Origin of the sequence: Serratia sp. BNK-10, assembly GCF_047456065.1 — a bacterium.
Lineage (GTDB): Bacteria > Pseudomonadota > Gammaproteobacteria > Enterobacterales > Enterobacteriaceae > Serratia > Serratia ureilytica.
Genome location: NZ_CP179894.1, coordinates 4568272 through 4594147, shown reverse-complemented (window position 1 = coordinate 4594147; position 25876 = coordinate 4568272). Strand labels below are relative to the sequence as shown.

The window sequence follows — 25876 nt, the reverse complement described above, 5'->3', positions numbered from 1 at the left end:
TCCGAGACGGGTAAGCATGAAAGGACAATAACCAATGACAGCGCTGTACTGGCAAACAATAGGTGAAGGTGAACGCGATCTTGTGCTGCTGCACGGCTGGGGATTGAACGCCGAAGTGTGGCGTTGCATTCAGGCGCGGCTGACGCCGCATTTTCGCCTGCACCTGGTCGATCTGCCGGGGTACGGCCGCAGCCAGGGGTTCGGCGCCCTGTCGCTGGCGCAGATGACGGAAATCGTGCTGGCGGCCGCCCCGCCGCAGGCCTGGTGGCTCGGCTGGTCGCTCGGCGGGCTGGTGGCCAGCCAGGCGGCGCTGATGCAGCCGCAGCGGGTCAGCGGGCTTATCACCGTGGCCTCCTCGCCGTGCTTTGCCACCCGCGATGAGTGGCCGGGGATCCGTCCGGACGTGCTGAGCGGTTTCCAGCACCAGCTAAGCCTGGATTTCCAGCGCACCGTCGAGCGTTTTCTGGCGCTGCAGACGCTGGGCACCGAGAGCGCGCGTCAGGATGCGCGCCAGCTGAAAGCGGTGGTGCTCAACCAACCGACGCCGAGCGTCGAAGTACTGAACGGCGGGTTGGAGATCCTGCGCACCGCCGATCTGCGCGCGCCGCTGGCGGAGTTGAATCTGCCGCTGCTGCGGATCTACGGCTATCTGGACGGGCTGGTGCCGCGCAAGGTCGCCGAGCTGCTCGACGCCGCCTGGCCGAACTCCACGTCGCAGATCGTGGCTAAAGCCGCCCATGCGCCGTTTATCTCTCATCCCGATGAATTTGTGACGATGATCGAAGCGTTTATTGCAGCACATTGAATGCAGCGTGAAAACGCACGATAGAGCGCGAAAAAAAACGCTGCCGGGTGGATAAAAGACAAAGCTGTTCAATACTTAGTGAGTCAATGCGTTGGCTGCAAAATGAAAAGACCGCGTGCGGCGATTTTCATTTTGGCGTTTCGTCTCTGGGAAACAGGCCCCGTCAGGGAAAGCAACGAGGCCTGAGGATGTCGCGGCAGCCTGCAGTACTACGCATGGATCCTGGACGGCTTTCATAACAGATAAATTATCCATTGAGAGGTTAGTGTCATGAAATCATTGAAGATGATTATTGCAGCGGCAGTGCTGGGTTCGGTGTCTTTCGGCTCCATGGCGGCAACCCTGCTGACCAAGGAAGATCTGGATAAGAATCCGGGTAAATACGAGAAGATCGGCACCGTGACCACCACGGCGCAGACCACGTCGCCGATGGATGCCAAGGAAGAGCTGTCCAAACTGGCGGACGAAAAGGGCGGTCAATACTACGTGATCCTGGCGGGCCGTGAGCACGGTAAATTCAGCGCCATCGCCGAAGTTTACAAAGACAAGCAATAAGCCTTGAACGGCAAAGGGGCGCCCGCAGCGGCGCCCCTGATCGTCAGGCCTTCAGCCGGTAGAACACCGTGCTGCACCCCTGGCCCTGCGGGCAGCTTTTGCAGCCGCCGCTCAGACAGGCGCCGTCATCCTGTTCGATGCGTTCCACTTTCCCCATCGCCGTCAAACGGTCCAGCATCGCCTGCACCAGCGGCAGCGGCGTCGCCAGCGATTGGCTGAGCTGCTGCGCCTGGGCGCTGCCGCGCAGCGCCAACGCATCGCGCACCTGCAGCAGCCCGGCCATCAGTGGCAGCTCCCTTTGGCGCCCTGACAGCAGGCCGCCGGCGTGGCGTTGCCCAGGCGAACCGTGACGCGGCTGCGCGCCCGGCGCAGGCCAAACAGCACCAGCAGGTTTACCAGCACCACCGCCAGAATCGCCGTCAGACTGTACTGCGGATGTTGGTTGAAGGTGGCCACCTGATAGAACAGCGTCGCCAGCGAGTAGGCGACGTTCAGCCCCCACAGGATTGAGAAGGTCATCCAGCCGCGGCTTGATTCACGGGCGATAGCGCCCATCACCGAGACGCAAGGCACGTACAGCAACACGAAGATCAGGTAGCTGTAGGCGGAGATGCCGGAGCCGAATTTGCTGCTCATCACGCCCATCGAACCGACGCCCATCTCGCCGTCGCCCTTGCTGGCTTCGATCGGGTTGGAGAGCACGCTCAGGCTGAAGGTGTTTTTCAGCCCGTCCCAGGTTTCCTGCAGCGCGCCGCCCAGCTCGTCGAGCAGGTTGAAGTTGGCGGCGTCGAACGCCTCTTTATTGATGTGCTCGGCGGTGTACAGCGTGTTCAGCGTGCCGACCACCACTTCTTTCGCCATCGCGCCGGTCACCAGCCCGACGGTGGCCTGCCAGTTATCGCTGTGGACGCCCATAGGCTGCAGCAGCGGCGTCAGCACCTTGGAGACCGAAGCCAGCGCGGAGTCGTTGATGTTGTCGACCGTTTTGCCGCTGAACGAGAAGCTGTTCAGGCCGCCGATGAACATGCTGGCGACCACGATCACCTTGCCGGCGCGCAACACGAAGCCTTTCAGCCGCTGCCAGGTTTGCAGCAGCAGGCTTTTCAGGTGCGGCACGTGGTAAACCGGCAGCTCCATCACGAACGGCGAGGCTTCGCCGCGCATGAGGGTGTATTTCAGCACCAGGCCGGTCAGGATCGCCACCGCGATGCCGAGCATATACAGCGAGAACACCACCCCAGCGCCGTCCTGGCCGAAGAAGGCGGCGGCGAACACCGCGAAGATCGCCAGACGGGCGCCGCAGGACATGAACGGCGCCATCATGATGGTGATCAGGCGCTCGCGCTGGGCGTCCAGCGTACGGGCGCCCATGATGGACGGCACGTTACAGCCGAAGCCGACGATCAGCGGCACGAAGGATTTGCCCGGCAGCCCGAGCGCCTGCATCAGGCGGTCCATCACGAACGCCGCGCGCGCCATGTAGCCGGAGTCTTCCAGGAACGACAGGAACAGGTACATCATGCCGATCTGCGGCACCAGCGGCAGCACGGTGTTGATGCCGCCGCCGACGCCCTGCGCCAGGAAGACGGTCAGCCAGTCGGGGAAGTGCAGGGTGTAACCGAGCCACTGAATGCCCTGAATGAAGATCGCCGCCGAGCCGATATCGAAGATCGGCTGCAGCGCGCCGCCGATATTGATCGCCAGCAGGAACATCAGGTACATCACCAGCAGGAAGATCGGTACGCCCAGCCAGCGGTTGAGGATCACTTTATCCAGTATGTCGGTCAGGCGGTTGGGCATCGCCTGCTGCGAGTTGCTGACCGCGTCGCACAGGGCGGCGATGGACTGGTAGCGCGCGTCGGCGATCACCAGCGCCGGGTCCTCCTGCTGCTGCTGTTGCAGCGCCTGAATGGCCGCTGGCAGCCGCGCCACGGCGGGGCCGGCCAGGCGGTGGCTGTAGATGTCGCCCTCCAGCATCTGCAGCGCCAGCCAGCGGCGCTGCGCCGCCGGCAGCGTTTGCGGCATGGCGTCGCTCAGCGTGGCGACCTCTTTCAGCAGCAGCGGCGGGTAGTTCACCAGCGCCTGCTGTTCGTTGATGCGATGATTGTCGATCATTTGTTTCAGCACGCCGATGCCGTCGGCGCGGGTGGAGACCATCGGCACTACCGGGCAACCGAGGCGCGCCGACAGCGCGGCGACGTCGATATCGATATGCTGGCTTTTGGCGATGTCGAGCATGTTGAGCGCCACGATGCAGGGAATGCCCAGCTCCAGCAGCTGCAGCGTCAGGTAGAGGTTGCGTTCCAGGTTGGAGGCATCCACCACGTTGATCAGCAGATCGGCGTCGCCGCTCAAAATGTAGTGGCAGGCGATCTGCTCATCGAGCGACGTCTGCTCCGAAATGGTGGTCAGGGAGTAGGTGCCGGGCAAATCGACCAGCCGCACGTCGGACTGCGGGGTGGTGAAATGGCCTTCCTTGCGTTCGACCGTCACGCCCGCCCAGTTGCCGACCCGCTGGCGCGCGCCGGTCAGTTGGTTGAACAGCGTGGTTTTGCCGGAGTTCGGGTTGCCGATTAAGCCGATGGTGAGTTTTTTCATAGTTCTGCGTGTCGTCTTCAAGGAGAACAGCGCCGGCGCAAAGGCGCACCGGCAAACGGAGGGCGCGCCGGCTCAGGGCTGGCCGTCGAGCTGCAGCAGCGCCAAATCCTTCCTGCGCAGCACCAGGCTGACGCGGCGGGTTTTAATTTCTATCGGATCGCCCAGCGGCGCGACGCGCACCACGTCGAACGAAGAGCCGGGCAGCATGCCGAGCGATAACAATTTTTGGCGGTAGGCCGGCGCAATCTCGCTGGAAAAGCCGACAATCTTATATGTGTGTTTAGGTTGAAGCTGCATGTCATTAACCTTCCGGGTGCCGATGAGCATCGGGCTGATGATAATTGGACGTTGCCGGCGAAAATGCCACGCCGTCGGCGGTATTCATCCATAAGGTCATGCAATAAAGTGAGCGAAAATAATAGTAATTATCATTATCGCATTCAATGCAAAAAGTAAGGGTATTGTAACCAATTATTTTGGCGGCGGCCGCTTTTTGGCTGGCCCCCTTGATAATCCCTGTTTTACCACCGCTTTTACGCGGCGACAAATGAGAATGGCGAGTTAAATCAGTTATATATTTGTAGCCAGGGTTTCTCGTTTGCAAATGGCGATGGCGTTTTTTCCTTTTTTATTTCTGGTGAAAGGCAATTCAATAACATTATTCCGCCGTAATGCGAGCGGTAACCATTTGTGTTTCTCTCACAATTCGCGAGATGAAAAATGCGTGTTAACGGAGTTGTTAATAAACGGCTGCAGAAGGGATTTTTGCTGCCTGAATAATGGGAGGACGGTCACACAAGAACGGGAAATAAAAAGATGATGGTTTATTGAGGCGGGTCAAAAATGCCGCAAGTTTTCTTCATTGGAAAGGGCGGAGCAGGCTCCGCCCTGTTGGTCTGACTTAGCGTTTCTTGCCGAAAGCCGCCGCCAGCGCGTCGCCCATGGCGCTGTTGCCGGCCGGCGCCGCATTGCGCGGTTTGGCCTTGTTGGCGGGCGCCGAACGGTTGGCGTTGTCGCGCGCCTGTGCCGGCGCGTTGCCGCCGCGGCGCGGCGAGCCTTCGCCCGGTTGCTCATCCAGACGCATGCTTAGCGCGATGCGTTTGCGTTGCAGATCGACTTCCATCACCTTCACTTTGACGATGTCGCCGGCCTTCACCACGGTGTGCGGATCTTCGACGAACTTGTCCGCCAGCGAGGAGATATGCACCAGGCCATCCTGATGCACGCCGATATCCACGAAGGCGCCGAAGTTGGTGACGTTGGTCACCGACCCTTCCAGGATCATGCCCGACTGCAGATCGTTGAGGGTTTCCACGCCTTCGGCAAAGGTGGCGGTTTTGAACTCAGGACGCGGGTCGCGGCCCGGCTTCTCCAGCTCTTTCAGGATGTCGGTGACCGTCGGCACGCCGAACTTGTCGTCGGTGAAATCGACCGCTTTCAGGCTGCGCACCGCCGAGGCGTTGCCCATCAGATCCTGCAGCGCCTGCTCGGTGGCGGCCAGAATGCGCTGCACCACCGGGTAGGCTTCCGGGTGGACGGTAGAGGCATCCAGCGGGTTGTCGCCGTGGTTGATGCGCAGGAAGCCGGCGCACTGTTCGAACGCTTTCGGCCCCAGACGGCTGACTTTCAGCAGCTGTTCACGGTTGCTGAAGCGGCCGTTCTCGTCGCGCCAGTTGACGATATTCTGCGCCATCATGCGCGTCAGGCCGGCCACGCGGGTCAGCAACGGCACCGAAGCGGTGTTCAGATCGACGCCGACGGCGTTCACGCAGTCTTCCACCACCGAGTCCAGCTTTTTCGCCAGCTGGCTCTGGCTGACGTCGTGCTGATACTGGCCGACGCCGATGGATTTCGGGTCGATCTTCACCAGCTCCGCCAGCGGATCCTGCAGACGACGGGCGATGGACACCGCACCGCGCAGCGACACGTCGAGATCCGGGAACTCCTGCGCCGCCAGTTCGGACGCGGAGTACACCGACGCGCCCGCTTCGCTGACGATCACTTTTTGCGCCCGGACGTCGCTGAACTGCTTTTGCAGGTCGAGATAGAAACGCTCGGTTTCACGCGAAGCGGTGCCGTTGCCGATCGCCACCAGCTCCACGTTGTGTTTGATGCACAGCGCCGCGACGATGGCGGCGGCTTTGGCCGCTTGCCCGGTGTGCGGATAGACGGTGTCGGTGGCCACCAGTTTGCCGGTCGCGTCGACCACGGCGACTTTCACCCCGGTGCGCAGGCCCGGATCGAGGCCCATGGTGGCGCGCATGCCGGCCGGCGCGGCCATCAACAGATCATGCATGTTGCGGGCGAAGACGTTGATCGCTTCATCCTCCGCGCGTTCGCGCACCGTGCCCATCAGCTCGGTTTCCAGGTGCAGCAACACCTTGATGCGCCAGGTCCAGTTGACCACCGCCTTGCGCCAGGCGTCGGCCGGAGCGTTGTTCAGGCGCAGATTGAGGTGATTGATGATGATCAGCTCCGCCTGGCTTTCGCGCGGCGCTTCCTCAAACTGCGGATCGGCGTTCAGCGCCAGCTGCAGCACGCCTTCGTTGCGGCCGCGGAACATCGCCAGCGCGCGGTGCGAAGGCACCTGGGAAATCGGTTCGTGGTGATCGAAGTAGTCGCGGAACTTGGCGCCTTCGTCTTCCTTGCCCTCGACCACTTTGGAGACCAGATGGGCGTTTTTCCACAGGTAGTCGCGCACCTTGGCCAGCAGCGCGGCGTCTTCAGCGAAGCGCTCCATCAGGATATAGCGCGCGCCGTCGAGGGCGGCTTTCACGTCCGCCACGCCCTTCTCGGCGTCGACGTAGCGTTCAGCCAGCTGTTCCGGCTGCTGTTGCGGATCCTGCCACAGCGTGTCCGCCAGCGGTTCCAGACCGGCTTCGATGGCGATCTGGCCACGGGTGCGGCGCTTGGGTTTGTACGGCAGGTAGAGATCTTCGAGTTCGGTCTTGCTCAGCGTGGCGTTGATCGCCCCCGCCAGTTGTTCGGTCAGTTTGCCCTGTTCATCGATCGACTTCAGGATGGTCTGACGACGATCTTCCAGTTCACGCAGATAACCCAGGCGGGTTTCCAGCTGGCGCAGTTGGGTGTCGTCCAGGCCCCCGGTGACTTCCTTACGATAGCGTGCAATAAAGGGCACGGTATTACCTTCATCCAGCAGACGGATGGCGGAGTCGACTTGCTCCGGCCGGGCCTGCAGTTCTGTTGCAATAATGCGGCTCAGTGGGTCATTCATAGGTCTGGTATCTGTATTGAGAACGGTGAATAAACAGGGGACAGTTATACGGATTGATCGCGGAAAATGCCAGCGGAGCGGGCCGCCGCCGCGCGGCCGCGGCGTGGAGAACAGCTCAGGCGGCGGCGTTGGCGGCGGTTCGGAAAAAGCTGAAAGCTTACTTCGGGTAGTTTATCTCGTTAACGTACCACTGCGCCTCGCCCAGCGGGGTATTGACGGTGGCGACGTCCCCGACCTCTTTTTTCAGCAGGGCGCGCGCCATCGGCGCATCGATGGAGATGTAATCCTTGCGGCCGAAAATCTCGTCGTAGCCGACGATGCGAAAACGTTTGATCTCGCCGTCGTCATTCTCCACCTCCACCCAGGCCCCAAAGAACACTTTGCCTTCCTGCTGCGGGGAGTAATCGACGATCTTCAACTGCTCCAGGCATTTGGTCAGATAGCGGACGCGGCGATCGATCTCGCGCAGCCGCTTCTTGTTGTATTGGTAATCGGCGTTTTCGCTTCTGTCGCCCAGGCTGGCGGCCCAGGTCACTTTCTTGGTCACCTCGGGGCGTTCTTCGCGCCAGAGGTAATCCAGCTCTTGTTTGAGCTTGTCATACCCTTCACGGGTTATCAGTTGAGTTCTCATCGTGATTTATCTTTATGGGGCCACCGCCACAGTGTACGTGAATGCGGAGGGCTTTAAAAATGGCGCGCGGGCCTGCGCCTTGTCGCACGGTTTTTATTCAGTTTGCGCAGCTTTTAACAATCGGGAGTATGCTTAGCGATAGCGGAAAAAGAATGTGACGAAAGGAGGATATCTGGCGAGAGAGACAAGGAATTTTGGCGCACAACCCAACACATTGAAGGTATTACCGCATGGAATTTAAAGATTACTACGCCACGATGGGCGTTGAGCCCAACGCCGATCTGAAAACCATCAAAACGGCCTACCGCCGGCTGGCGCGTAAATATCACCCTGACGTGAGCACCGAAGACGACGCCGAGAGCAAGTTCAAGGAACTGGCCGAAGCCTATGAGGTACTGAAGGACGACGAGCGCCGCGCCGAGTACGATCAGATCCGGCTGCATCGCAACGATCCGAACTTTGGCCGCCAGGCGCGCGGCGATCACGGCGGCTATCAGCAGAGCGCCTCATGGCACGGCGGCGGCGCCGACGCGCAAGACTTCTCCGACTTCTTCGAGAGCATGTTCGGCGGGCGGGCGGCGGGCGGGCACCGTTCCGCTTCGCACTCGCACGGCGGGCATGGCTTCCGCGGCCAGGATCTGGAGATGGAGGTGCCGCTGTTCCTCGAGGAAACGCTGCATGGTCAAAGCCGCGAGATTTCCTACAAGCTGCCGGTGTACGACGAACTGGGGCGGCAGGTAAGCGAAGCCAGCAAGACGCTGAACGTGAAAATTCCGGCCGGCGTGGGCGACGGCGAGCGCATTCGCCTCAAGGGGCAGGGCGTTGCCGGCGTGGGCGGCGGCCAGAACGGCGACCTGTATCTGGTTATCCGCCTCGCGCCGCACCCGCTGTTTGAGATAGACGGCCACAACCTGAGCATCGTGGCGCCGCTCGCTCCGTGGGAGGCGGCGCTCGGCGCCAGCATTGAGGTGCCGACGCTGACCGGCAAAATCGCGCTGACCGTGCCGGCCGGCAGCCAGAGCGGCAAACGGCTGCGGGTCAAAGGCAAAGGGCTGGCGGGCAAGAAAGAGCCCGGTGACCTGTACGTTATTCTCAAGGTGGTGATGCCGCCGAAGCCGAACGAGAAGGCCAGCGCCCTGTGGCGGGAACTGGCTGAACAGGCGGCGTTCAACCCGCGCGCGGAATGGGAGTAAAGCAGATGATGAAAAAAGAGATCACTTTCACCGTGGTGGAATTGTGTCAGAGGGTGGAGATTTCAGAGGACGAGCTGGTCGAGATCGTCGGCCTGGGCGTTATCGTGCCGCTGGAGCCGGCGCAGCCGCGCTGGGAGTTTGATTATCCGGCGCTGAGCCATCTGCAGCGCGCACGCAGGCTGCGGGCGGAGCTGGATCTGGACTGGCCGGGGATCGCCATGGCGCTGACGCTGCTCGACCGGGTTGATGCGCTACAGCAAGAGAACCGGCAGCTGCGCAGGCAGCTGGCGCGTTTCCTGCAAACTTCCTGACCCGAGAGCTGAACGCCACCGGGCGCTTCCCGGTGGCGAAATTGCACAAAATTGGGCCGTCGCCCCACATTGCGCCGATAAAGGGCGAAATTTTGACGAACCCCCGTCGACATTCACTGAAAATTGTTGATAAATGGGGAAAAGAATAAGCTTTGTAACAATTTCGTCTAGAATACATACCATTAAACGCTGTCTCAAATGGCAAGGTTTTCTAACAATATTCGAGTCAGGCAATAAAGCCTTTGGGAGTAATACCATGCAAGAGAATCATAAGATCCTGGTTGTCGATGATGACATGCGCCTGCGCGCGCTTTTAGAACGTTATTTAACCGAGCAGGGCTTCCAGGTTCGCAGCGTTGCCAACGCTGAGCAAATGGATCGCTTGCTGACTCGTGAATCCTTCCATTTGATGGTGCTCGATCTGATGTTGCCGGGCGAAGACGGCCTGTCCATCTGCCGCCGCCTGCGCAGCCAGAGCAACCCGATGCCGATCATTATGGTCACCGCGAAAGGCGAAGAGGTCGATCGCATCGTGGGCCTGGAAATCGGCGCCGACGACTACATTCCTAAACCATTCAACCCGCGTGAGCTGTTGGCTCGTATCCGCGCGGTGCTGCGCCGTCAGGCGAACGAACTGCCGGGCGCGCCTTCGCAGGAAGAAGCGGTGATCGCTTTCGGCAAATTCAAACTGAACCTCGGCACCCGCGAGATGTTCCGCGAAGACGAGCCGATGCCGTTGACTAGCGGCGAGTTCGCGGTACTGAAGGCGCTGGTCAGCCACCCGCGTGAACCGCTGTCGCGCGATAAGCTGATGAACCTGGCGCGTGGCCGCGAATACAGCGCCATGGAACGCTCCATCGACGTGCAGATCTCTCGTCTGCGCCGTATGGTTGAAGAAGATCCGGCGCATCCGCGTTATATCCAGACCGTGTGGGGTCTCGGCTACGTCTTCGTCCCGGACGGCAGTAAGGCATGAGGCGATTGCGCTTTTCACCGCGTAGCTCGTTTGCCCGAACCCTGTTGTTGATCGTCACCTTGCTGTTCGTCAGCCTGGTGACGACCTATCTGGTGGTGCTGAACTTCGCCATCCTGCCCAGCCTGCAGCAGTTCAACAAGGTATTGGCCTACGAAGTGCGTATGCTGATGACCGATCGGCTGCAGCTGGAGGACGGCACGCTGCTGGAGGTGCCGCCGGCGTTCCGCCGTGAGATCTACCGCGAACTGGGCATCTCTCTCTACACCAACTCGGCGGCGGAGGAGAGCGGCCTGCGCTGGGCGCAGCACTACCAGTTCCTCAGCCAGCAGATGGCGCAGCAGCTCGGCGGGCCGACCGATGTGCGGGTGGAGGTGAACAAGAACTCCCCGGTGGTGTGGCTGAAAACCTGGCTGCAGCCCGATATCTGGGTGCGCGTGCCGCTGACGGAAATCCACCAGGGCGATTTCTCGCCGCTGTTCCGCTATACGCTGGCGATTATGCTGCTCGCGATCGGCGGCGCCTGGCTGTTTATTCGTATTCAAAACCGCCCGCTGGTGGAGCTGGAACATGCGGCGCTGCAGGTGGGCAAGGGCATTATTCCGCCGCCGCTGCGCGAGTATGGCGCTTCCGAAGTGCGGTCGGTGACTCGCGCATTCAATCAGATGGCGTCGGGCGTCAAACAGCTGGCGGATGACCGCACTTTGCTGATGGCCGGAGTCAGCCACGACCTGCGCACGCCGTTGACGCGCATCCGCCTGGCGACGGAGATGATGAGCGCCGAAGACGGCTATCTGGCCGAGTCGATCAATAAAGACATCGAAGAGTGCAACGCCATCATCGAGCAGTTCATCGATTATCTGCGCACCGGGCAGGAAATGCCGACCGAAAGCAGCGATCTGAACGCCATTTTAGGCGAAGTGGTCGCGGCCGAGAGCGGCTATGAGCGGGTGATTGAAACCGCGCTGTCGCCGGGCGAGCTGATGATGAACGTGCATCCGCTGTCGATTAAACGGGCGGCGGTGAATATGGTGGTGAACGCGGCGCGTTACGGCAACGGCTGGATCAAGGTCAGCAGCGGCCGTGAGCTGCAGCGCGGCTGGTTCCAGGTGGAAGATGACGGCCCGGGCATCAAGCCGGACGAGTTGAAGCACTTGCTGCAGCCGTTCGTACGCGGTGACAGCGCGCGCAGCACCAGCGGCACCGGCCTGGGGCTGGCGATCGTGCAGCGTATTATCGACGCGCATGACGGCGAACTGGATATCGGCACCAGCGAGCGCGGCGGGCTATTGATCCGCGCTTATATTCCGTTGCCGATGGAGAAAAAAGAGTCGACCAACGGCCATCAAACGGCCAGGGAAACCGCCTGACCTCTGATGTGGGCCGCGCCGCTGCGGCCCCGTCAGGACTTTCTGCTCATCACGTAGTATTCCGCCGCATCCTCATGCAACCGGCGGCCGGTCGGCGCCTGCCACGGATCGATTAATTCGATGCCGCAGTGGAGGAAGTCTTTGGTATTGCGGGTGGCCAAGGCGGCGCCGTAATGCAGGCAGGTGGCGGCGATTTGGGTATCGGGCACGCTCATCGCTTTACCCAACAGCCGATTCCTTGCCGTCAATTCCGCGTATTGCATCGCGCACAGCCCATCAAACGGCAATATCTGCCCCTCGAACTTCAATTCAATGGCGTCCGCCAATTTCAGCTTGAGATCCCGCTGGCGTTTGCCGTCAGGCATGCAGGCCACGCCGCTGAACAGTTCGGCGAGGACAATGGCGCTGAGATAGAGCTCGTCATTGTCCTTTTCATTTAACCAGTTAATGACGTTGTAGTACGGGCTGGGACGCAGCGTTTCTGAAATGACGTCGGTGTCGATAATGATCATGCGTTGTCATCTTCATCATCAAAGGTGACGATGCGTGGCGGCACGGCGTCACGCGGTGGGATCTCCAGCTCAACGCCGCCGAATTCGGCGAAGTGCTGATGCATCCAGGTACCCAATCCATAGCGCGGCGGCTTTTTCACCAGCGCCTGTTTCAGGATCATGCGCGCTTCCTCTTCCATGGAATGGCCGTTTTTCGCCGCTGAGATACGCAGCAGCTCTTTGATTTCGTCGTCCAGATTTCTGACGGTGATAGTAGCCATTGAAACCTCCTTTGCTATCAATGATTGCATTGACTTATTCTCTCGTCTCCCCGGTTAAAAAGCAATCAATTGAAATAAAAAAAGGCGCGGGATCCGCGCCTTAGCTGAAGAGGTAACGTTACCGAATTACAGCTTCGGGCCGGCGCTGACCAGCGCGGCACCCGCAGGCGTGTCGGTGTATTTGTCGAAGTTGGTGATGAAGCGCTCGGCCAGATCCTGCGCTTTTTCCTGCCACTGCTCGAGGCTGGCGTAGGTATTGCGCGGATCGAGGATCTCCGGGTTCACGCCAGGCAGCGCGGTCGGCATCGCCAGATCGAAGATAGGCAGGGTAACGGTTTCCGCCTTGTCGATTTCACCGCTCAGGATGGCGTCGATGATGCCGCGCGTATCTTTGATCGAGATGCGTTTGCCGGTGCCGTTCCAGCCGGTGTTGACCAGGTAAGCCTGGGCGCCGGCGGCCTGCATGCGTTTCACCAGCACTTCGGCGTACTGCGTCGGGTGCAGCGACAGGAATGCGGCGCCGAAGCAGGCGGAGAAGGTTGGCGTCGGCTCGGTCACGCCGCGCTCGGTGCCGGCCAGTTTGGCGGTGAAGCCGGACAGGAAGTGGTACTGAGTCTGGTTGGCGGTCAGGCGCGATACCGGCGGCAGCACGCCGAAGGCGTCGGCAGTCAGGAAGATCACCTTGGTGGCGTGACCCGCCTTGGACACCGGCTTGACGATGTTCTGGATATGGTAGATCGGGTAAGAAACGCGGGTATTCTCGGTTTTCGAACCGTCGTTGAAGTCGATGCTGCCGTCGGCCAACACGGTGACGTTTTCCAGCAGCGCATCGCGTTTGATGGCGTGGTAGATGTCCGGCTCGGCTTCTTCAGACAGCTTGATGGTCTTGGCGTAGCAACCGCCTTCGAAGTTGAACACGCCGTCGTCGTCCCAGCCGTGCTCGTCATCGCCGATCAGCTGACGCTTAGGATCGGTGGAGAGGGTGGTCTTGCCGGTGCCGGACAGGCCGAAGAACACCGCCACGTCGCCTTTCTCGCCCACGTTGGCCGAGCAGTGCATCGAGGCGATGCCTTTCAGCGGCAGCAGGTAGTTCATCATCGAGAACATGCCTTTCTTCATTTCGCCGCCGTACCAGGTGCCGCCGATCAGCTGCATGCGCTCGGTCAGGTTGAAGGCGACGAAGTTCTCCGAGTTCAGGCCTTGCTGCTGCCAGTTCGGGTTGGTGCATTTGGCGCCGTTCATCACCACGAAGTCCGGTTCGAAGTCAGCCAGCTCTTCGTCGCTCGGGCGGATGAACATGTTTTTCACGAAGTGCGCCTGCCAGGCCACCTCGGTGATGAAACGCACTTTCAGGCGCGAGTCGGCGTTGGCGCCGCAGAAGGTATCCACCACGAACAGGCGCTTGCCGGACAGTTGCTCGGTGACCAGGTGTTTCAGATCGGCCCAGACTTCCGGGCTGAGAGGTTTGTTGTCGTTTTTGCCTTTGCCCTGATCGGCCCACCACACGGTATCGCGGGTGATGTCGTCGCGGACGATGTATTTGTCTTTCGGCGAACGGCCGGTGAAGATGCCGGTATCGACGGAGACGGCACCCAGCTTGGTGACTACCCCACGCTCAAAACCTTCCAGAGATGGGTCTGTTTCTTCCTTAAACAGCAGTTCATAGCTCGGGTTGTGAACGATTTCGCTGACGTCGTGAATGCCGTAAGCGGCCAGATCCTGAGGGGTTATACCTTTAACGCGCATGTTACTACTCCTTGGTCACAGAATTTCTGGCGGCAATTGTAGGGATCTAACGGTGCGTAACCGCGATGGGTATCAAATATTTAACGTTTTAGGCGGTATTTCGTTACGATCTGAGAGATAGCACACGGAAAAAAGCAAACGTGCAAACGGCGGGGCTTGGCGGGCGCCGGGCGCGCCCGCCGAGAGGGTGTGACTTAGTGCAACCGGTCGCTTTCGCCGGTGTTGCCCGCATACAACGCGGCAACATCAACCGGGTCAAAGACATAGTGGCTGCCGCAGTAGTCGCAGTGCATGTCGATATTGCCGTCCTGCTCCAGCATGTCCGCCACTTCGTCGGTCGGCAGCGTCAGCAGCGCGTCGGCGCAACGCTGGCGTGAACAGGTACAACGGAATTGCACGTCCTGCGGTTCATACAGAGTGACTTCTTCCTGATGATACAGACGGTACAGCACCTCGTTGGCCGGCAGGCCGAACAGCTCTTCGCTTTTGACCGTGTTGGTCAGTTGCACCAGGTGATCGAAATCATCGAGGTTGCCGTCTTGCGCCGGCAGCACCTGCAGCAGCATGCCGGCCGCCGCGGCATTGCCTTCCGCTTCGCCGGTGCGGATGAACAGGCGGGTCGGCAACTGTTCAGACTGGCGGAAGTAGGCTTCCAGGCATTCGGCCAGCGTTTCCCCTTCCAGACCGACCACGCCCTGATAGCGCTCGCCTTCCGTTGGGGAAATGGTGATGACCATGACGCCGTTGCCGATCATCTGATGCAGGGTGCTGTCGTCAGCGATAGGCGCCTGGGTGCGCGCAACGCCGCGCATCTCCTGGCGGTTGTTGCCGTTGATCACCGCCAGCTTCAGCGGGCCGTCGCCTTGCAGCTGAACGGTGATGTCGCCGTCGAACTTCAGGGTTGCGGTCAGCAGACTGGTGGCGACCAGCAGCTCGCCCAGCAGTTTTTGCACCGGCGCCGGGTAGTCGTGGTTGTTCAGGATCTGCTGATAGGTTTCGCTGACGGTAACCAGCTCGCCGCGCACCGCGTAGTTTTCAAACAGGTAACGGTGCAATTGGTCATGGTTGGACATAATCTTCTCTCATTGCGGTGAGGGGTTATTCCTGCTCACCAAATTTAAATTTCATCAGGTCGCGCCGCTCCTTTTTGTCCGGACGTCGGTCCGGATGCGGCATGGTCAACGCGTTCATCTTGCGCGCCAGCGCCATTTTTTCGCGGTTGGCGATGCTGGCTTCGGTTTCCTGATACATTTGCTGCGCCTCGTTGGCGCCGCGGCGTTGGCTGGTCAGCGCCAGCACGATCACCGTACGTTCTTCGTTGCCCTGCCGCAGTTTGAGCTCGGCGTTGAGCTCGACAATCTTGCTCGGCTTGCCGCGCTGGCCGTTGTAATGCACCTTGCCGCCGTCGATCATTTCGCGCGCCAGCGCGCGGGTCTTGTAGAAGCGTGCGGCCCACAGCCACTTATCCAGTCGGACCGCGTCGTCGCGCGTCGCTTTTTCCTTCATGCTTCCCCCTTGGCCAGCGCCGGTATCAGCAGGCGGTAGTCGCGCATCGACGGATGGCGCTGGAAGCTTTTCTCCGCCGTGCTGGAGTCCGGGTTTTGCACGCCCAGGCAGTAACGAATGCCGAAAGTGCGCGCCGCGTCGAGGATTGGCTCGCCGTCGTCGACAAACAGCGTGCGCTGCGGGTTGAATCCGGTGTGCTGTTGCACTGCCTGCCACAGACGCTGATCTTCTTTCGGATAACCAAATGTGTGGGTGGAAAACAATAAATCAAGGTGCCGATCGAGGCCGGTATGCTCGATTTTCACCGCCAGGCTGTGCGGATGGGCGTTGGTCAGCAAAATGGTTTGCAGGCCGGCGTCGCGCAGCGCCCGTAAAAAAGGCTCGGTGTCTTCGCGCAGCCGGGCGCGGCTGCCCACTTCGCTGGTCATGCGGTAAATGTCCAGATCCAGCCGCTCGCTCCAGTAATCGAAGCAATACCAGTTCATGGTGTGCTGCACCGCCTGATATTCCCGCTCGATGATGTGGCGGGCTTCGTCGAACGGAATGGCGCGCCTTTCGCTCAGCGCCTGCGGCACCAGGCTGAGCCAAAAGTGGCTGTCGAACTCCAGATCCAGCAATGTGCCGTCCATGTCCAGCAGCACGGTATCGATCTGCGGCCAATCAAACTCGGGAACCATAAAAACTCCACGGGCGGACCGACGGGCAGTCCGCAGATGAGAATAATAGCGTTAGCGTAGCATAAGCGGATGACAGGGCCGAAGCCCCGGCGTCAGGTTCAGGCCATCGGCCGCATCGACATCGGATTGAGCTGCGGGTTGAAGCAGCTGTCGTAGTAACGCTGGATATCGGCGACGCGGTGCTGATTGATGCGTCGACGCTGCACCAGCCGCCAGGCGTTATAACCCAGGCTGACCACTACGGCCAGCAACAACAGGCTGGTGCCGAGATAGCGCCACAGGGTGATCATGTCCGGTTCGCTGTGCAACGCCACGTGGCGAGTGCCGTTGGCGTCAACGCTGAGGCTGGTGATCACGCCCTGCGCCTGGAATGGGGTATGCAGCAGCAGGTTGGACTGGCGCTGCAGCTCATTCCACTGGTCGAGCGCGTTGTATTCGCTTTGCGGCGTCTGCGGCTGGGGGTGACTGACCCACTGGCGGCCTTCGTCGCTGCGGATCAGGAAACCGCCTGGCGGCGGGCTGTTGAGCGCAGCGGCGGCCAGTCGCGTCTCATTGAAGATGAACGACGAGGTGGCCACTTTGGTCAGGCTTTCCAGCGATTCGGCGCTGACCGGACGAAGCAGGACGTTGACGCCTTGCAGCGCGCCGGATTTGGCGCGTTTCACCAGGCTGCTCCAGTTTTTCGCGTTGCCCAGGTTAACCAGCGCGTTTTTCAGCCGTACGCAGTCGTTTTCCGTCTGGCACAGATCCTGCGTTTTCAGCACGATATCGGAGAAATCGTCCAGCAGGATCATGCCGGATTTCTCGATGGCGCTGGCCAGCTGCGGGTTGACCTTCTGATCGGCGCCGCTCGGATGCAGCTGACCGCTGACCGTCGCCAGCAGGGCTGTCGCTTTGTCTATGACTTCCGATTCCGGCTGCGGCAGCGGGGCGGCGGTGTTCCAATAGATGCCGGAGCAGTCGAACGGCGCAAAATTGACGGCGCCGCCGCCGTTGGCCGGCGGTGGGACATAGCACATGCCGCTGCCGCGCACTTTCAGCGTGTCGCCGATGCGCAGCGGCGTGGCCTCCAGCGCCTGTACGCTGGTCACTTCCACTTTTTGCGCGCCTTGCAGCCAGGCCATGCTGAGGGTCAACGGCAGGTTGAGCGGGATATAGATCAGCAGCAGCAGCAGAACCAGCGCCGAGCTGGCGACCAGCACCGCATTGCGGCCCCACTGCTGCAACGGGAAATTCTTCACTTCGTCATGCAGCGACAGGAAGCGCCCCTGCCGCACCACCTGACGGTTGAGATAGACGTCCACATCGGTGGTTTTGCCCAGATCCTGCGTCAGGTACGGTTGCCAGTGCGGCGGATAGATCAGATCGATAATGCCGAGCGAAATATTGCTGATCTGCCCCTGGCCGGATTCGCCGAACAGGCCCCAGCGCTTTGGCGTGCCGCGCAGGCAGTGGATCTCTTTCAACTCGCGCGACGCCGGGCGGCGGAACAGGTTCCACCCTCCCCAGGCGATCATCAGCACCGCCACGAAAATCATCCAGGGGATCACCAACACCGGGCTGATCAGGCTGAAGAACAGCAGCAGCAGCGCGGCGGAGATGATGACGGCTTCACGGATGCCGTTCGGCCGGTTCAGCGCATGCTCTTCCGGCGTTTCCTTGCGAATGTTCACCAGCTCGACATGCTCGCTCTCTTCCTTGCGGATGGAGGCGTTTTTGGTCGGCGCGGCGGTCACGACCGGCGGCTGCGGCCGGTCGTGGATATGATCTTTCAGCGAGTGCCCATTGAGCGAAATCACCAGAGGCAGCGTCTGGGTTCGGATCACTTCCACATGGTTATCGGCGGTGATGTAGGGTTCCCAAAATGGCGGCAGATGTACCTCTTCGGCATCGAGGTAATAGCGCCATTTATTGGGATCGTCGCTGGCCAGCCCGTAACGGGTGATGGCGTGCGTCACGGGATAAACGTTATCGCTTTGCGGGGTGAGCGCCAGTTTGGCTGCGGGCAGCGTAGCGCCGCCGCCGGGCAACAGTTTGTTGCTCAGCTTGTTTTGTTGATTGAGGTAGAACTCGACCGCCGCGCGTTCTTCGTCGGTCAGCTTGCGGTGGGCGGGTTTGATAAACGGCAGCGTGCGCGCCAGCGCCGTCGGGTGGCGGGCCTTGAACCACAGGTACAGGCCGGCGGCAATCAGGCAGACAAGCACTAAGGCCAATATCAACACTATTGTGCTCATGCAATCCCCATCTCACACCCGTGAATTTCGCCAACCTGATGAAAAGCTGAATATTATACGGAGTAAACCGCCAGGAGGCACCCAGAACTAATGAGGGAACAAACAAATTTTCGCTTTGGATCTCATTCCTTCATGAAGCAAGGTCATTTTATCACTGATTCTTGCCTGCGTGATACTAGCAACCGGCCCCTGCCGTCGATATCGGCATTATCCTATTTTCATGCGCGCTGTTTGCTGAATCAGTGCAGAAAATCGCCTGCGGCTGGCGACGCTTGTTAAAAGAAAGTAAATTACTGTTCATGCGCGTTGCGGCCGAGCTTGCCCTTAACGCACAATGTGATCAAGATCGAATTTGGTCAGCGTTTGAGCGCCAACGAGCCGTGCGTTACGCCAATCATTTTTTCGGTTGCCCTGTCCGCGCCTGGGCAACCTCTTTGAGGCAATCATGGATAAACACCTGCAAAAACCTAAAATTCTGAAAGTGGAAACGGTCGCGCGTTCGCGTTTGTTCAACGTCGAGTCGGTCGATTTGGAATTCAGCAACGGTGTGCGGCGGGTGTATGAGCGCATGCGGCCTTCGGATCGCGAAGCGGTGATGATTGTGCCGGTGATTGGCGATGACCTGCTGCTGATCCGCGAATATGCGGTGGGCACTGAATCCTATGAGCTCGGCTTCCCGAAAGGGTTGATCGATCCCGGCGAGGGGGTACTGGAGGCGGCCAACCGCGAGCTGATGGAAGAGGTGGGATTCGGCGCCAGACGCTTTGATTTCCTCAGCAAGCTGACGATGGCGCCATCCTACTTTTCCAGCAAAATGAATATTGTGCTGGCGCACGATCTCTACCCGCAGAGCCTGGAAGGGGACGAACCGGAACCCCTGCCGCAGGTGCGCTGGCCGATCGCCAACATGATGGCGCTGCTGGCGGAACCGGATTTCCGTGAGGCGCGCAACGTCAGCGCGCTGTTCCTCTCCGAGGCGTTTCTGCGCGCTTCGCGCTGAGACGCTTCGCGCCGCATAAAAAAAGGGCCAGATTTCTCTGGCCCTTTTCGATCAGAACAGCTCGTGGCTTTCGCCGCCCGGATCGGTCAGCGTGGTGCCGGTATCGCGCGATGGGTAGTCCGTCGGCTGCGTTCCTTCGATAAAGTACTCGGAACGGCTGCCGCCGCCACCGCCAGAGAGCTTGCCGCTGCTCTTGTCGATGGTGACGCTGATGATGCCCGGAGGCGGCGTGACTTTCTGCTCCGGAATGCCTTCCAGCGCGATCTTCATGAAGTCGTCCCACGCCGGCTGGGCGCTCTTGGCACCGCCTTCGCCGCCGGAAATCTGATCCGGGATGGCGCCGGACACCGTCGAACGGCCCAGATCGCGGCGGTGATCGTCGAAGCCGATCCACACCGACGTCACGGTATCCGGGCCATAGCCGGAGAACCAGGCGTCTTTGGAACTGTTGGTGGTACCGGTTTTGCCGCCGATATCATGACGTTTCAGATCGCGCCCGGCGCGCCAGGCGGTGCCCATCCAACCCGGTTCACCGAAGATGTTGCTGTTCAGCGCGTCGTGGATCAGGAAGGCCAGCGGCGTGCTGATCACGTGCGGCGCATACTGTTGGTCGCCGTCCTGCTGCACCTGAGCCGGGGTTACCTGCTCCAGCTGCGGCATCGGCACCGTGCTGTTGCTGCCTTCCTGCGAGGTGGCGACGTTTTCGATGTTGTCATCGGACAGCACGGCCGAACGGTGAGTATCACCGTAGATCACCGGCAGGTTGCAGCTGCTGCAAACCACTTTAGGTTTGGCTTCGAACACCGTATTGCCGTTGTCGTCTTCAATTTTGGTGATGAAGTACGGATCGACCAGGTAACCGCCGTTCGCCAGCACCGCGTAACCGCGCACCAGCTGCATCGGGGTGAAGGAAGCGGAGCCCAGCGCCAGCGATTCGGTATGCACGATGTTCTGTGCCGGGAAGCCGAAGCGCTGCAGATATTCCGCCGCGTAGTCGACGCCCATCGCACGCATCGCGCGCACCATCACCACGTTCTTCGACTGCCCCAGCCCTTGACGCAGACGAATCGGGCCATCGTAGGTCGGCGGCGAGTTCTTCGGCCGCCAGTCGGTGCCGGCGCCGGCATCCCAACGGGTGATCGGCAAGTCGTTCAGGATGGTGGCCAGCGTCAGGCCTTTATCCATCGCGGCGGTATACAGGAACGGTTTGATGTTCGAGCCCACCTGACGCAGGGCCTGCGTGACGCGGTTGAACTTGCTCTGGTTGAAATCGAAGCCGCCGACCAGCGCTTTCACCGCGCCGTCGTTCGGGTTGATGGAAACCAGCGCCGAGTTGACGTCCGGCACCTGCGACAGCCACCAGGCCTCGTTCACTTTACGCACCCAGACCTGCTGACCTGGCTGCACCACGTCGGTGACGCGTTTCGGCGTTGGGCCTTGCTGAGTGTCTGAACGGTATGGCCGCGCCCAGCGCATGGTGGCCATCGGTAGGGCAATGCTGCTGCCGTCGGCCAGCATCGCCGTCGCTTCCTGCGGGTTGGCGGCGGTGATGACCGCCGGCGCCAGCGGGCCGTAGTTCGGCAGGTTTTTCAGCGAGTCGACAATCTGTTTGCGATCCCAGGCCGCTTCGCCGACTTTCCACAGCACGTTTGACGGGCCGCGATAGCCGTGGCGCATGTCATAGGCCAACACGTTATTGCGCACCGATTCCTGCGCCGCCAGCTGCAGCCGTTTGGTCACGGTGGTGTAAACCTTATAACCGTCGGTATAGGCGTTTTCACCGTAGCGCTTGATCATTTCCTGACGCACCATCTCGGAGAGATACGGGGCGGAGAAGCTGATTTCCGGCGCATGGTAGTTGGCGACCAAATCTTCAGAACGCGCCTGATCGTACTGCGCCTGCGTGATGTAGTGTTCGTCCAGCATGCGCGACAGCACTACGTTGCGGCGGGCAACGGCGCGATCGTGCGAATAGAGCGGGTTGAAGGTGGACGGCGCTTTCGGCAGGCCGGCGATGGTCGCCATCTCGCTCAGGGTGAGCTGGCTGACGTCCTTGCCGAAATAGACCTGCGCGGCGGCGCCCACGCCGTAAGCGCGGTAACCCAGGTAGATCTTGTTCAGATACAGCTCAAGGATTTCATCTTTGGTCAGCATCTGCTCGATGCGTACCGCCAGGAAGGCTTCCTTGATTTTACGCATCAGGGTGCGTTCCGGGCTTAAGAAGAAGTTACGCGCCAGCTGTTGGGTAATGGTGCTGGCCCCCTGGGAAGCGTGGCCGGAGACCAGCGCGATGGAGGCCGCGCGGAAGATGCCGACCGGATCGACACCGTGGTGATCATAGAAGCGGCTGTCTTCGGTGGCGATAAATGCGTGCACCATCACCGGCGGAATTTGATCCAACTTCAGCGGAATGCGGCGCTTCTCGCCGTACTGGGCGATCAGTTCGCCATCGGCGCTGTAAACCTGCATCGGTATCTGCAGCCGCACGTCTTTCAGCGTTGCGACGTCGGGCAGCTGCGGCTCGACATATTTGTACAAGCCGAAAATCGAGGCTGCTCCCAGCACGATGCAACATACTGCAAGGATTAGTAAATACTTTACGAACTTCACCTGAGATTTCCCATTTCTAAGTCATTTGGGCAGTTTATAAACAACCGCGCGGTAGTATAAAGGCAAGCCTGCGACATGGATATGTTCTTTTATCATCGGATGTTATGGAGGCTTGTGAAACATGTTCCCTCAAGCATGGCAGGTGGGGCTGGATATACAAATCGACTGCGTGCGGGCGCTGGCGGTCCAACGCCGCCGCAACGGCTGGCAACTGCGTCACTGGTGGCAACAGACGCTGCCGCAGGCGGTTTTACGCGACGGCTGCCTGGCACCTTCCGAAGCCCTGATCCGGGCGCTGCGGCAATGGCGCGTCCAACTGCCGCGACATATTTCCTTACGCATTGCCCTGCCGGCGCAGCGAGTGTTGCAACAGTGCATGGCGCAGCCGGACGCGCGGCTGCGCGAGCCGGAACGCAGCGACTATATCGTTGGCCACGGCGTAAAGCAGTTCCCACTCGACGGCCAGACTCTGGCGCTCGACTATCGCGCCGCGCCGGCGGAGGGGGCGGCGCTGCTGTTGACCGCCGCGCGGCGGCAGGAGCTGCAGCAGTGGCTGCACTGTCTGCGCCAGGCGGGCCTGCATCCGCAAGCGGTCGATATTACGCCCTGCGCGCTGCGGATGATGGCGACGGCGGCGGGCGTGCCGCACACCGCGGGGCTGATGCATCGTCTCGAGCGAGAATGGCTGTGGGTGGCGCCGGCCGACGGCGCGTTCGCGTTCGGGCTGACGCCGGGCGACGATGACGCGCAGGCGCTGCGGGCGCTGCAAGCCCAGATGCCGGCGGACGATGATCGACCGGTCTATGCCGGCAGCGTGCTGGCAGGAGCCTTGCCCGTCGGCTGCCTTTCCTGGTCGCCGCTCAGCGCCTTCACGCAGCTGCGTCCGCCGTTGCCCGTGCATCCCTCAGCGTTCGCGTTGGCCGGCGGTCTGGCGCTGCGCGAGGAGGACCGCTGATGTACCAGGTCAACTTTTTGCCCTGGCGGCAACGTCGCGATCGGCGGCGCGGCTGCTTCTGGCTGGGCGTGTTGCTGTTGCAGATAACGGTGCTGTTGCTGGCAGGGGGCCTCGTCGCCGGCCAACTGCGTCATCAACAGGCGCAGCGCCAGGAGCGGCTGGCGCTGTTGGAAGAAGAGCTGGCGGCAGTGACGCTGCTCGTCCGTCAGCAGCAGCAAGAGCGGGCGCAACGGGCGCGATACAGCGCCCTCGCTGAACGGCAGGCGCGCAATGCCCAACATAACCGGCGTTATTTGCAACTGCTGCAGCAACTCTCCTCCTGCCTCCCCCCACCGCTGTGGCTCACGGCGTTGGACAGCGATGCGGCGAACGGCCTGCGGCTGCGTGGATTGAGCCGTTCTCCTGCCGCCATTTCGCAGTTCGAACGGCGGCTGGCGGGGATGCCCGCGTTACCGCGGCTGCGTTTGGCGGAGGTGGCGCAACGCGACGACGGCCTGTACGCCTTTCATCTGGTGGCGCAATGGGGGCGTGATGGATAACCGTTTGCCATCTGGGCTGCGCTTCTTGCTGGGCCTGTCGGGCCGGCGATTGCTGGCCGCGCAATGGCTGGGCATCGGCACGTTGGCGTTGTTGGGCGGCGGCTGGATGCTGCAAGACGAATGGCGTCAGCGGGAAATCGCGACAGAGCGGCAACAGCGCCTGCTGCAACAGATCGCCGTGGCGCAGCGCCAACTGGACGAGGCGCCGGTCGCCCTGATGCCGCCGACGCCGATCGCTCCGGCCGCCACCGGCGATCTGACGAACGGGCTGCAACGTGCGGGGGGCGCCTTATTGCGCTGGCAGCGGCAGGAAAAACCGCCGCGGCAAACGCTGAGCTTGCGCATTGACTACCCCGGTTTGTTGGCGCTGCTGGAGGCGCTTCCCGCCGATTTGCGTCTCGAACAATTGAGCGTGGAGACGCCGCCGCAGGGCATGACGGCGCGGTTGGTTTTACAGGATGCCGCCGAGGAGCTGGCCGATGAGTAGAAGATCCGGCCGTTGGTGGTGGCTGCTATGGCCGTGGGCCTTATGCGCCGAACCGCGCGACCCGTTTGCGCCGCCTCCGATGCCTGCTTGCGCCCAGACAGAGACATCCCCGGCGGGCTGGCGATTGAAAGGCGTCATCGGGCAACCGATGCAGCGCTATGGCTGGGTGGTGACGCCGGCGGGGCAATGGTTGCGCCTGCGGCCGCAACAACGGGTGCTTGCCGAGCGCTGGCAGGTGACGCAGGTGCAGGCGCGCAGCCTGACGTTGAAGGCGCTGACGGCCGAACCGGAGTGCCCGACGAGCCGCGACGACATATCGCTGATGATCGACGACAAGGATGACAAATCATGAAAGGACGCGCTGGACTGGGCTTGGCGCTAGGGTGTTTGGCGCTCGGCACCGCGCAGGCTCAGGATAAACAGATAATCTCATTGGAGTTTCAGGATGCGCCGGTCACGGTCATCCTGCAGGCCTTGGCGGATTATCGGCAGATGAACCTGATCGCCGCGCCGGGCGTGAGCGGCAACCTGACGCTGCGGCTGGAGGATGTGCCCTGGCCCCAGGCGCTGGCGCTGACCCTGCGTATGGGCAAACTGACGATGACGCGGGAGGGTAACGTGATGCTGATCTCCCCGGAGCCGGATGCACGGGAAAAAAGACAGCAGCAAGAGGCGTTGGCGCAGCGGCAACCCTTGCACAGCCTGACGATGACCGTGCAAAACGGCGATGCGGCGGAAATTGCCGAAAGCCTCAACGCCCAACGTGGCGCGTTGCTGAGCGAGCGTGGCAGCGTGTTGGCGGATAAACGCACCAATACGCTGCTGCTGCGCGACACCGCGCCGATTGTGGCGCAGTTGAAAAAGCGGATAACGGAAATGGATGCGCCGCTGGCACAGGTGCAACTGGCGGCGCATATCGTGACCATCAACAGCGAAAGCCTGCGTGAGCTCGGCGTGCGTTGGGGATTGGCGCCCGACGACAGGCCGGCGCGGCCGCTGCGGCCGGGCAATATCGGCGTTAACCTGCCGTTGGAGCGCAGCGCGGTGAGCGCCGGTTTCCATCTGGCGCGCATCAGCGGGCGTTTGCTGAGCCTGGAGCTGACGGCGCTGGAGCAGGAAAATCAGGTGGAGATCATCGCCAGCCCGCGTCTCCTGACGGCGCATCTACAAACCGCCAGCATCAAGCAAGGGACGGAGATCCCTTATGAAGTGTCCAGCGGCGCCAGCGGTGCGACCGCCATCGAGTTTAAAGAGGCGGTGCTGGGCATGGAGGTGACGCCGAAGGTGTTGCCGGACGGGCGCATCACGCTGACGCTGCAGATCAGCCAAAATATGCCGGGGCGCGCCATCAGCCGAGGGGCCGGAGAGGCGTTGACCATCGATAAACAGGAGATTAAGACGCAGATCACGGTGAAAAACGGCGAAACCCTGGTGCTCGGCGGCATTTTTCAACGGCATCGCGGCAAGTCGGCGGACAAGGTGCCGGGACTGGGGGATGCGCCGCTGCTGGGGGGCTTGTTCCGGCAGAGCGGCGCACAACAGAAAAAACGCGAGCTGGTGATCTTTATTACGCCGACCCTGATTAAGGGATAAGCGGCGGCCTGTCGGCCGGGCGGCAAATCGCCTAAAGTTGATGAGCAGATACACTTTTTTATCCCCTTGGGGGGATCTGCGTTTGA

The 25876-nt window shown here is 61.0% G+C and carries 25 protein-coding genes; 12 read left to right on the top strand and 13 right to left on the bottom strand.

Annotated features, from left to right (window positions below):
- The first annotated feature begins 34 nt into the window (after positions 1-34).
- Positions 35-805: a pimeloyl-ACP methyl ester esterase BioH gene (bioH, locus tag ACMGG9_RS22165; RefSeq protein ID WP_414161720.1), complete on the top strand. Its 771-nt coding sequence runs from the start codon at positions 35-37 to the stop codon at positions 803-805.
- A 270-nt stretch (positions 806-1075) separates the two neighbouring features.
- The gene (locus ACMGG9_RS22160; RefSeq protein ID WP_033651745.1) at positions 1076-1360 is read left to right on the top strand and encodes a YdgH/BhsA/McbA-like domain containing protein; all 285 of its coding nucleotides are present in this window, start codon (positions 1076-1078) and stop codon (positions 1358-1360) included.
- Positions 1361-1403: 43 nt separating this feature from the next.
- Here the strand turns inward: ACMGG9_RS22160 and ACMGG9_RS22155 are convergent, their stop codons facing one another.
- The 5 genes from ACMGG9_RS22155 to greB all read right to left on the bottom strand — a co-directional run bounded on the left by ACMGG9_RS22155 (position 1404) and on the right by greB (position 7824).
- Positions 1404-1643 carry a FeoC-like transcriptional regulator gene (locus tag ACMGG9_RS22155; protein WP_004930758.1) on the bottom strand — a complete coding sequence of 80 codons (240 nt, stop codon included), beginning with the start codon at positions 1641-1643 and terminating at the stop codon, positions 1404-1406.
- Positions 1643-3958 carry a Fe(2+) transporter permease subunit FeoB gene (gene feoB / locus ACMGG9_RS22150; protein WP_414161719.1) on the bottom strand — a complete coding sequence of 772 codons (2316 nt, stop codon included), beginning with the start codon at positions 3956-3958 and terminating at the stop codon, positions 1643-1645. Before feoB ends, ACMGG9_RS22155 begins: the two co-directional genes overlap by 1 nt.
- A gap of 72 nt (positions 3959-4030) precedes the next feature.
- Complete coding sequence (feoA, locus tag ACMGG9_RS22145) at positions 4031-4255, bottom strand: ferrous iron transporter A (RefSeq protein WP_042785505.1); 225 nt, start codon at positions 4253-4255, stop codon at positions 4031-4033.
- Between the two features lie 604 nt (positions 4256-4859).
- Positions 4860-7193 (bottom strand): Tex family protein, encoded by a 2334-nt coding sequence (locus ACMGG9_RS22140; protein WP_414161718.1) that lies wholly within the window; start codon positions 7191-7193, stop codon positions 4860-4862.
- Between the two features lie 157 nt (positions 7194-7350).
- Entirely contained in the window at positions 7351-7824 is a 474-nt protein-coding gene (gene greB, locus ACMGG9_RS22135; RefSeq protein WP_033645289.1) for a transcription elongation factor GreB, read from the bottom strand.
- Positions 7825-8054: 230 nt separating this feature from the next.
- On the opposite strand from greB, the gene cbpA reads away from it, so the two are divergent.
- The 4 genes from cbpA (at position 8055) to envZ (ending at position 11671) form a co-directional block, all read left to right on the top strand.
- Positions 8055-9017 carry a curved DNA-binding protein gene (cbpA, locus tag ACMGG9_RS22130; RefSeq protein WP_033645288.1) on the top strand — a complete coding sequence of 321 codons (963 nt, stop codon included), beginning with the start codon at positions 8055-8057 and terminating at the stop codon, positions 9015-9017.
- A gap of 5 nt (positions 9018-9022) precedes the next feature.
- The gene (locus tag ACMGG9_RS22125) at positions 9023-9328 is read left to right on the top strand and encodes a chaperone modulator CbpM (RefSeq protein ID WP_004930739.1); all 306 of its coding nucleotides are present in this window, start codon (positions 9023-9025) and stop codon (positions 9326-9328) included.
- Between the two features lie 256 nt (positions 9329-9584).
- Positions 9585-10304: a two-component system response regulator OmpR gene (gene ompR / locus ACMGG9_RS22120; RefSeq protein ID WP_004709363.1), complete on the top strand. Its 720-nt coding sequence runs from the start codon at positions 9585-9587 to the stop codon at positions 10302-10304.
- A complete protein-coding gene (envZ, locus tag ACMGG9_RS22115) occupies positions 10301-11671 on the top strand; it encodes a two-component system sensor histidine kinase EnvZ (protein WP_033645286.1) in 1371 nt (456 codons plus the stop codon). Before ompR ends, envZ begins: the two co-directional genes overlap by 4 nt.
- A 32-nt stretch (positions 11672-11703) precedes the next feature.
- On the opposite strand, the gene ACMGG9_RS22110 is transcribed toward envZ, so the two are convergent.
- From ACMGG9_RS22110 to ACMGG9_RS22080, 7 genes are all read right to left on the bottom strand, one after another.
- Positions 11704-12183 (bottom strand): type II toxin-antitoxin system VapC family toxin, encoded by a 480-nt coding sequence (locus ACMGG9_RS22110; RefSeq protein WP_033645285.1) that lies wholly within the window; start codon positions 12181-12183, stop codon positions 11704-11706.
- Positions 12180-12443, bottom strand: a complete 264-nt coding sequence (locus tag ACMGG9_RS22105; protein WP_004930730.1) for a FitA-like ribbon-helix-helix domain-containing protein — start codon at positions 12441-12443, stop codon at positions 12180-12182. The genes ACMGG9_RS22110 and ACMGG9_RS22105 overlap by 4 nt, the downstream gene beginning before the upstream one ends.
- 126 nt (positions 12444-12569) lie before the next feature.
- A complete protein-coding gene (gene pckA / locus ACMGG9_RS22100) occupies positions 12570-14189 on the bottom strand; it encodes a phosphoenolpyruvate carboxykinase (ATP) (RefSeq protein WP_015379308.1) in 1620 nt (539 codons plus the stop codon).
- A 194-nt stretch (positions 14190-14383) separates the two neighbouring features.
- Positions 14384-15262, bottom strand: a complete 879-nt coding sequence (gene hslO / locus ACMGG9_RS22095) for an Hsp33 family molecular chaperone HslO (RefSeq protein WP_414161717.1) — start codon at positions 15260-15262, stop codon at positions 14384-14386.
- Positions 15263-15287: 25 nt separating this feature from the next.
- On the bottom strand, positions 15288-15695 hold the full coding sequence (gene hslR, locus ACMGG9_RS22090) for a ribosome-associated heat shock protein Hsp15 (protein ID WP_033645283.1): 408 nt from the start codon (positions 15693-15695) through the stop codon (positions 15288-15290).
- Positions 15692-16372, bottom strand: a complete 681-nt coding sequence (yrfG, locus tag ACMGG9_RS22085; RefSeq protein WP_025304546.1) for a GMP/IMP nucleotidase — start codon at positions 16370-16372, stop codon at positions 15692-15694. Before yrfG ends, hslR begins: the two co-directional genes overlap by 4 nt.
- A gap of 98 nt (positions 16373-16470) precedes the next feature.
- Complete coding sequence (locus ACMGG9_RS22080) at positions 16471-18606, bottom strand: intracellular growth attenuator family protein (protein WP_042785500.1); 2136 nt, start codon at positions 18604-18606, stop codon at positions 16471-16473.
- 445 nt (positions 18607-19051) lie between these two features.
- Here ACMGG9_RS22080 and nudE point away from each other — a divergent pair, with 445 nt between their 5' ends.
- Positions 19052-19606: an ADP compounds hydrolase NudE gene (gene nudE / locus ACMGG9_RS22075; RefSeq protein ID WP_033645281.1), complete on the top strand. Its 555-nt coding sequence runs from the start codon at positions 19052-19054 to the stop codon at positions 19604-19606.
- A gap of 51 nt (positions 19607-19657) precedes the next feature.
- Here nudE and mrcA read toward each other — a convergent pair whose 3' ends face one another.
- Complete coding sequence (gene mrcA, locus ACMGG9_RS22070) at positions 19658-22216, bottom strand: peptidoglycan glycosyltransferase/peptidoglycan DD-transpeptidase MrcA (protein ID WP_033645280.1); 2559 nt, start codon at positions 22214-22216, stop codon at positions 19658-19660.
- 121 nt (positions 22217-22337) lie between these two features.
- Between mrcA and pilM the strand changes: the two genes are divergently transcribed.
- The 5 genes from pilM to hofQ are packed head-to-tail and all read left to right on the top strand — an operon-like array spanning position 22338 to position 25790.
- On the top strand, positions 22338-23171 hold the full coding sequence (gene pilM / locus ACMGG9_RS22065) for a type IV pilus biogenesis protein PilM (RefSeq protein WP_033651740.1): 834 nt from the start codon (positions 22338-22340) through the stop codon (positions 23169-23171).
- Positions 23171-23710 carry a PilN domain-containing protein gene (locus ACMGG9_RS22060; protein ID WP_033645278.1) on the top strand — a complete coding sequence of 180 codons (540 nt, stop codon included), beginning with the start codon at positions 23171-23173 and terminating at the stop codon, positions 23708-23710. Before pilM ends, ACMGG9_RS22060 begins: the two co-directional genes overlap by 1 nt.
- Positions 23703-24197 carry a hypothetical protein gene (locus tag ACMGG9_RS22055; protein WP_033651739.1) on the top strand — a complete coding sequence of 165 codons (495 nt, stop codon included), beginning with the start codon at positions 23703-23705 and terminating at the stop codon, positions 24195-24197. The genes ACMGG9_RS22060 and ACMGG9_RS22055 overlap by 8 nt, the downstream gene beginning before the upstream one ends.
- Complete coding sequence (locus tag ACMGG9_RS22050) at positions 24190-24549, top strand: HofP DNA utilization family protein (protein WP_033651738.1); 360 nt, start codon at positions 24190-24192, stop codon at positions 24547-24549. Before ACMGG9_RS22055 ends, ACMGG9_RS22050 begins: the two co-directional genes overlap by 8 nt.
- On the top strand, positions 24546-25790 hold the full coding sequence (hofQ, locus tag ACMGG9_RS22045) for a DNA uptake porin HofQ (RefSeq protein WP_080280871.1): 1245 nt from the start codon (positions 24546-24548) through the stop codon (positions 25788-25790). Before ACMGG9_RS22050 ends, hofQ begins: the two co-directional genes overlap by 4 nt.
- Positions 25791-25876: the final 86 nt, after the last annotated feature.

What these genes read in the sequence shown, in the direction of transcription:
- nudE (WP_033645281.1), top strand. Translation starts at nt 19,052, where the DNA reads ATGGATAAACACCTGCAAAAACCTAAAATTCTGAAAGTGGAAACGGTC.
- ACMGG9_RS22060 (WP_033645278.1), top strand. Translation starts at nt 23,171, where the DNA reads ATGTACCAGGTCAACTTTTTGCCCTGGCGGCAACGTCGCGATCGGCGG.
- ACMGG9_RS22105 (WP_004930730.1), bottom strand. Translation starts at nt 12,443, where the DNA reads ATGGCTACTATCACCGTCAGAAATCTGGACGACGAAATCAAAGAGCTG.
- ompR (WP_004709363.1), top strand. Translation starts at nt 9,585, where the DNA reads ATGCAAGAGAATCATAAGATCCTGGTTGTCGATGATGACATGCGCCTG.
- cbpA (WP_033645288.1), top strand. Translation starts at nt 8,055, where the DNA reads ATGGAATTTAAAGATTACTACGCCACGATGGGCGTTGAGCCCAACGCC.
- pckA (WP_015379308.1), bottom strand. Translation starts at nt 14,189, where the DNA reads ATGCGCGTTAAAGGTATAACCCCTCAGGATCTGGCCGCTTACGGCATT.
- ACMGG9_RS22140 (WP_414161718.1), bottom strand. Translation starts at nt 7,193, where the DNA reads ATGAATGACCCACTGAGCCGCATTATTGCAACAGAACTGCAGGCCCGG.
- greB (WP_033645289.1), bottom strand. Translation starts at nt 7,824, where the DNA reads ATGAGAACTCAACTGATAACCCGTGAAGGGTATGACAAGCTCAAACAA.
- hslR (WP_033645283.1), bottom strand. Translation starts at nt 15,695, where the DNA reads ATGAAGGAAAAAGCGACGCGCGACGACGCGGTCCGACTGGATAAGTGG.
- feoB (WP_414161719.1), bottom strand. Translation starts at nt 3,958, where the DNA reads ATGAAAAAACTCACCATCGGCTTAATCGGCAACCCGAACTCCGGCAAA.
- ACMGG9_RS22055 (WP_033651739.1), top strand. Translation starts at nt 23,703, where the DNA reads ATGGATAACCGTTTGCCATCTGGGCTGCGCTTCTTGCTGGGCCTGTCG.
- feoA (WP_042785505.1), bottom strand. Translation starts at nt 4,255, where the DNA reads ATGCAGCTTCAACCTAAACACACATATAAGATTGTCGGCTTTTCCAGC.
- hofQ (WP_080280871.1), top strand. Translation starts at nt 24,546, where the DNA reads ATGAAAGGACGCGCTGGACTGGGCTTGGCGCTAGGGTGTTTGGCGCTC.
- ACMGG9_RS22125 (WP_004930739.1), top strand. Translation starts at nt 9,023, where the DNA reads ATGATGAAAAAAGAGATCACTTTCACCGTGGTGGAATTGTGTCAGAGG.
- yrfG (WP_025304546.1), bottom strand. Translation starts at nt 16,372, where the DNA reads ATGGTTCCCGAGTTTGATTGGCCGCAGATCGATACCGTGCTGCTGGAC.
- ACMGG9_RS22155 (WP_004930758.1), bottom strand. Translation starts at nt 1,643, where the DNA reads ATGGCCGGGCTGCTGCAGGTGCGCGATGCGTTGGCGCTGCGCGGCAGC.
- ACMGG9_RS22110 (WP_033645285.1), bottom strand. Translation starts at nt 12,183, where the DNA reads ATGATCATTATCGACACCGACGTCATTTCAGAAACGCTGCGTCCCAGC.
- hslO (WP_414161717.1), bottom strand. Translation starts at nt 15,262, where the DNA reads ATGTCCAACCATGACCAATTGCACCGTTACCTGTTTGAAAACTACGCG.
- ACMGG9_RS22050 (WP_033651738.1), top strand. Translation starts at nt 24,190, where the DNA reads ATGAGTAGAAGATCCGGCCGTTGGTGGTGGCTGCTATGGCCGTGGGCC.
- envZ (WP_033645286.1), top strand. Translation starts at nt 10,301, where the DNA reads ATGAGGCGATTGCGCTTTTCACCGCGTAGCTCGTTTGCCCGAACCCTG.
- bioH (WP_414161720.1), top strand. Translation starts at nt 35, where the DNA reads ATGACAGCGCTGTACTGGCAAACAATAGGTGAAGGTGAACGCGATCTT.
- ACMGG9_RS22080 (WP_042785500.1), bottom strand. Translation starts at nt 18,606, where the DNA reads ATGAGCACAATAGTGTTGATATTGGCCTTAGTGCTTGTCTGCCTGATT.
- ACMGG9_RS22160 (WP_033651745.1), top strand. Translation starts at nt 1,076, where the DNA reads ATGAAATCATTGAAGATGATTATTGCAGCGGCAGTGCTGGGTTCGGTG.
- pilM (WP_033651740.1), top strand. Translation starts at nt 22,338, where the DNA reads ATGTTCCCTCAAGCATGGCAGGTGGGGCTGGATATACAAATCGACTGC.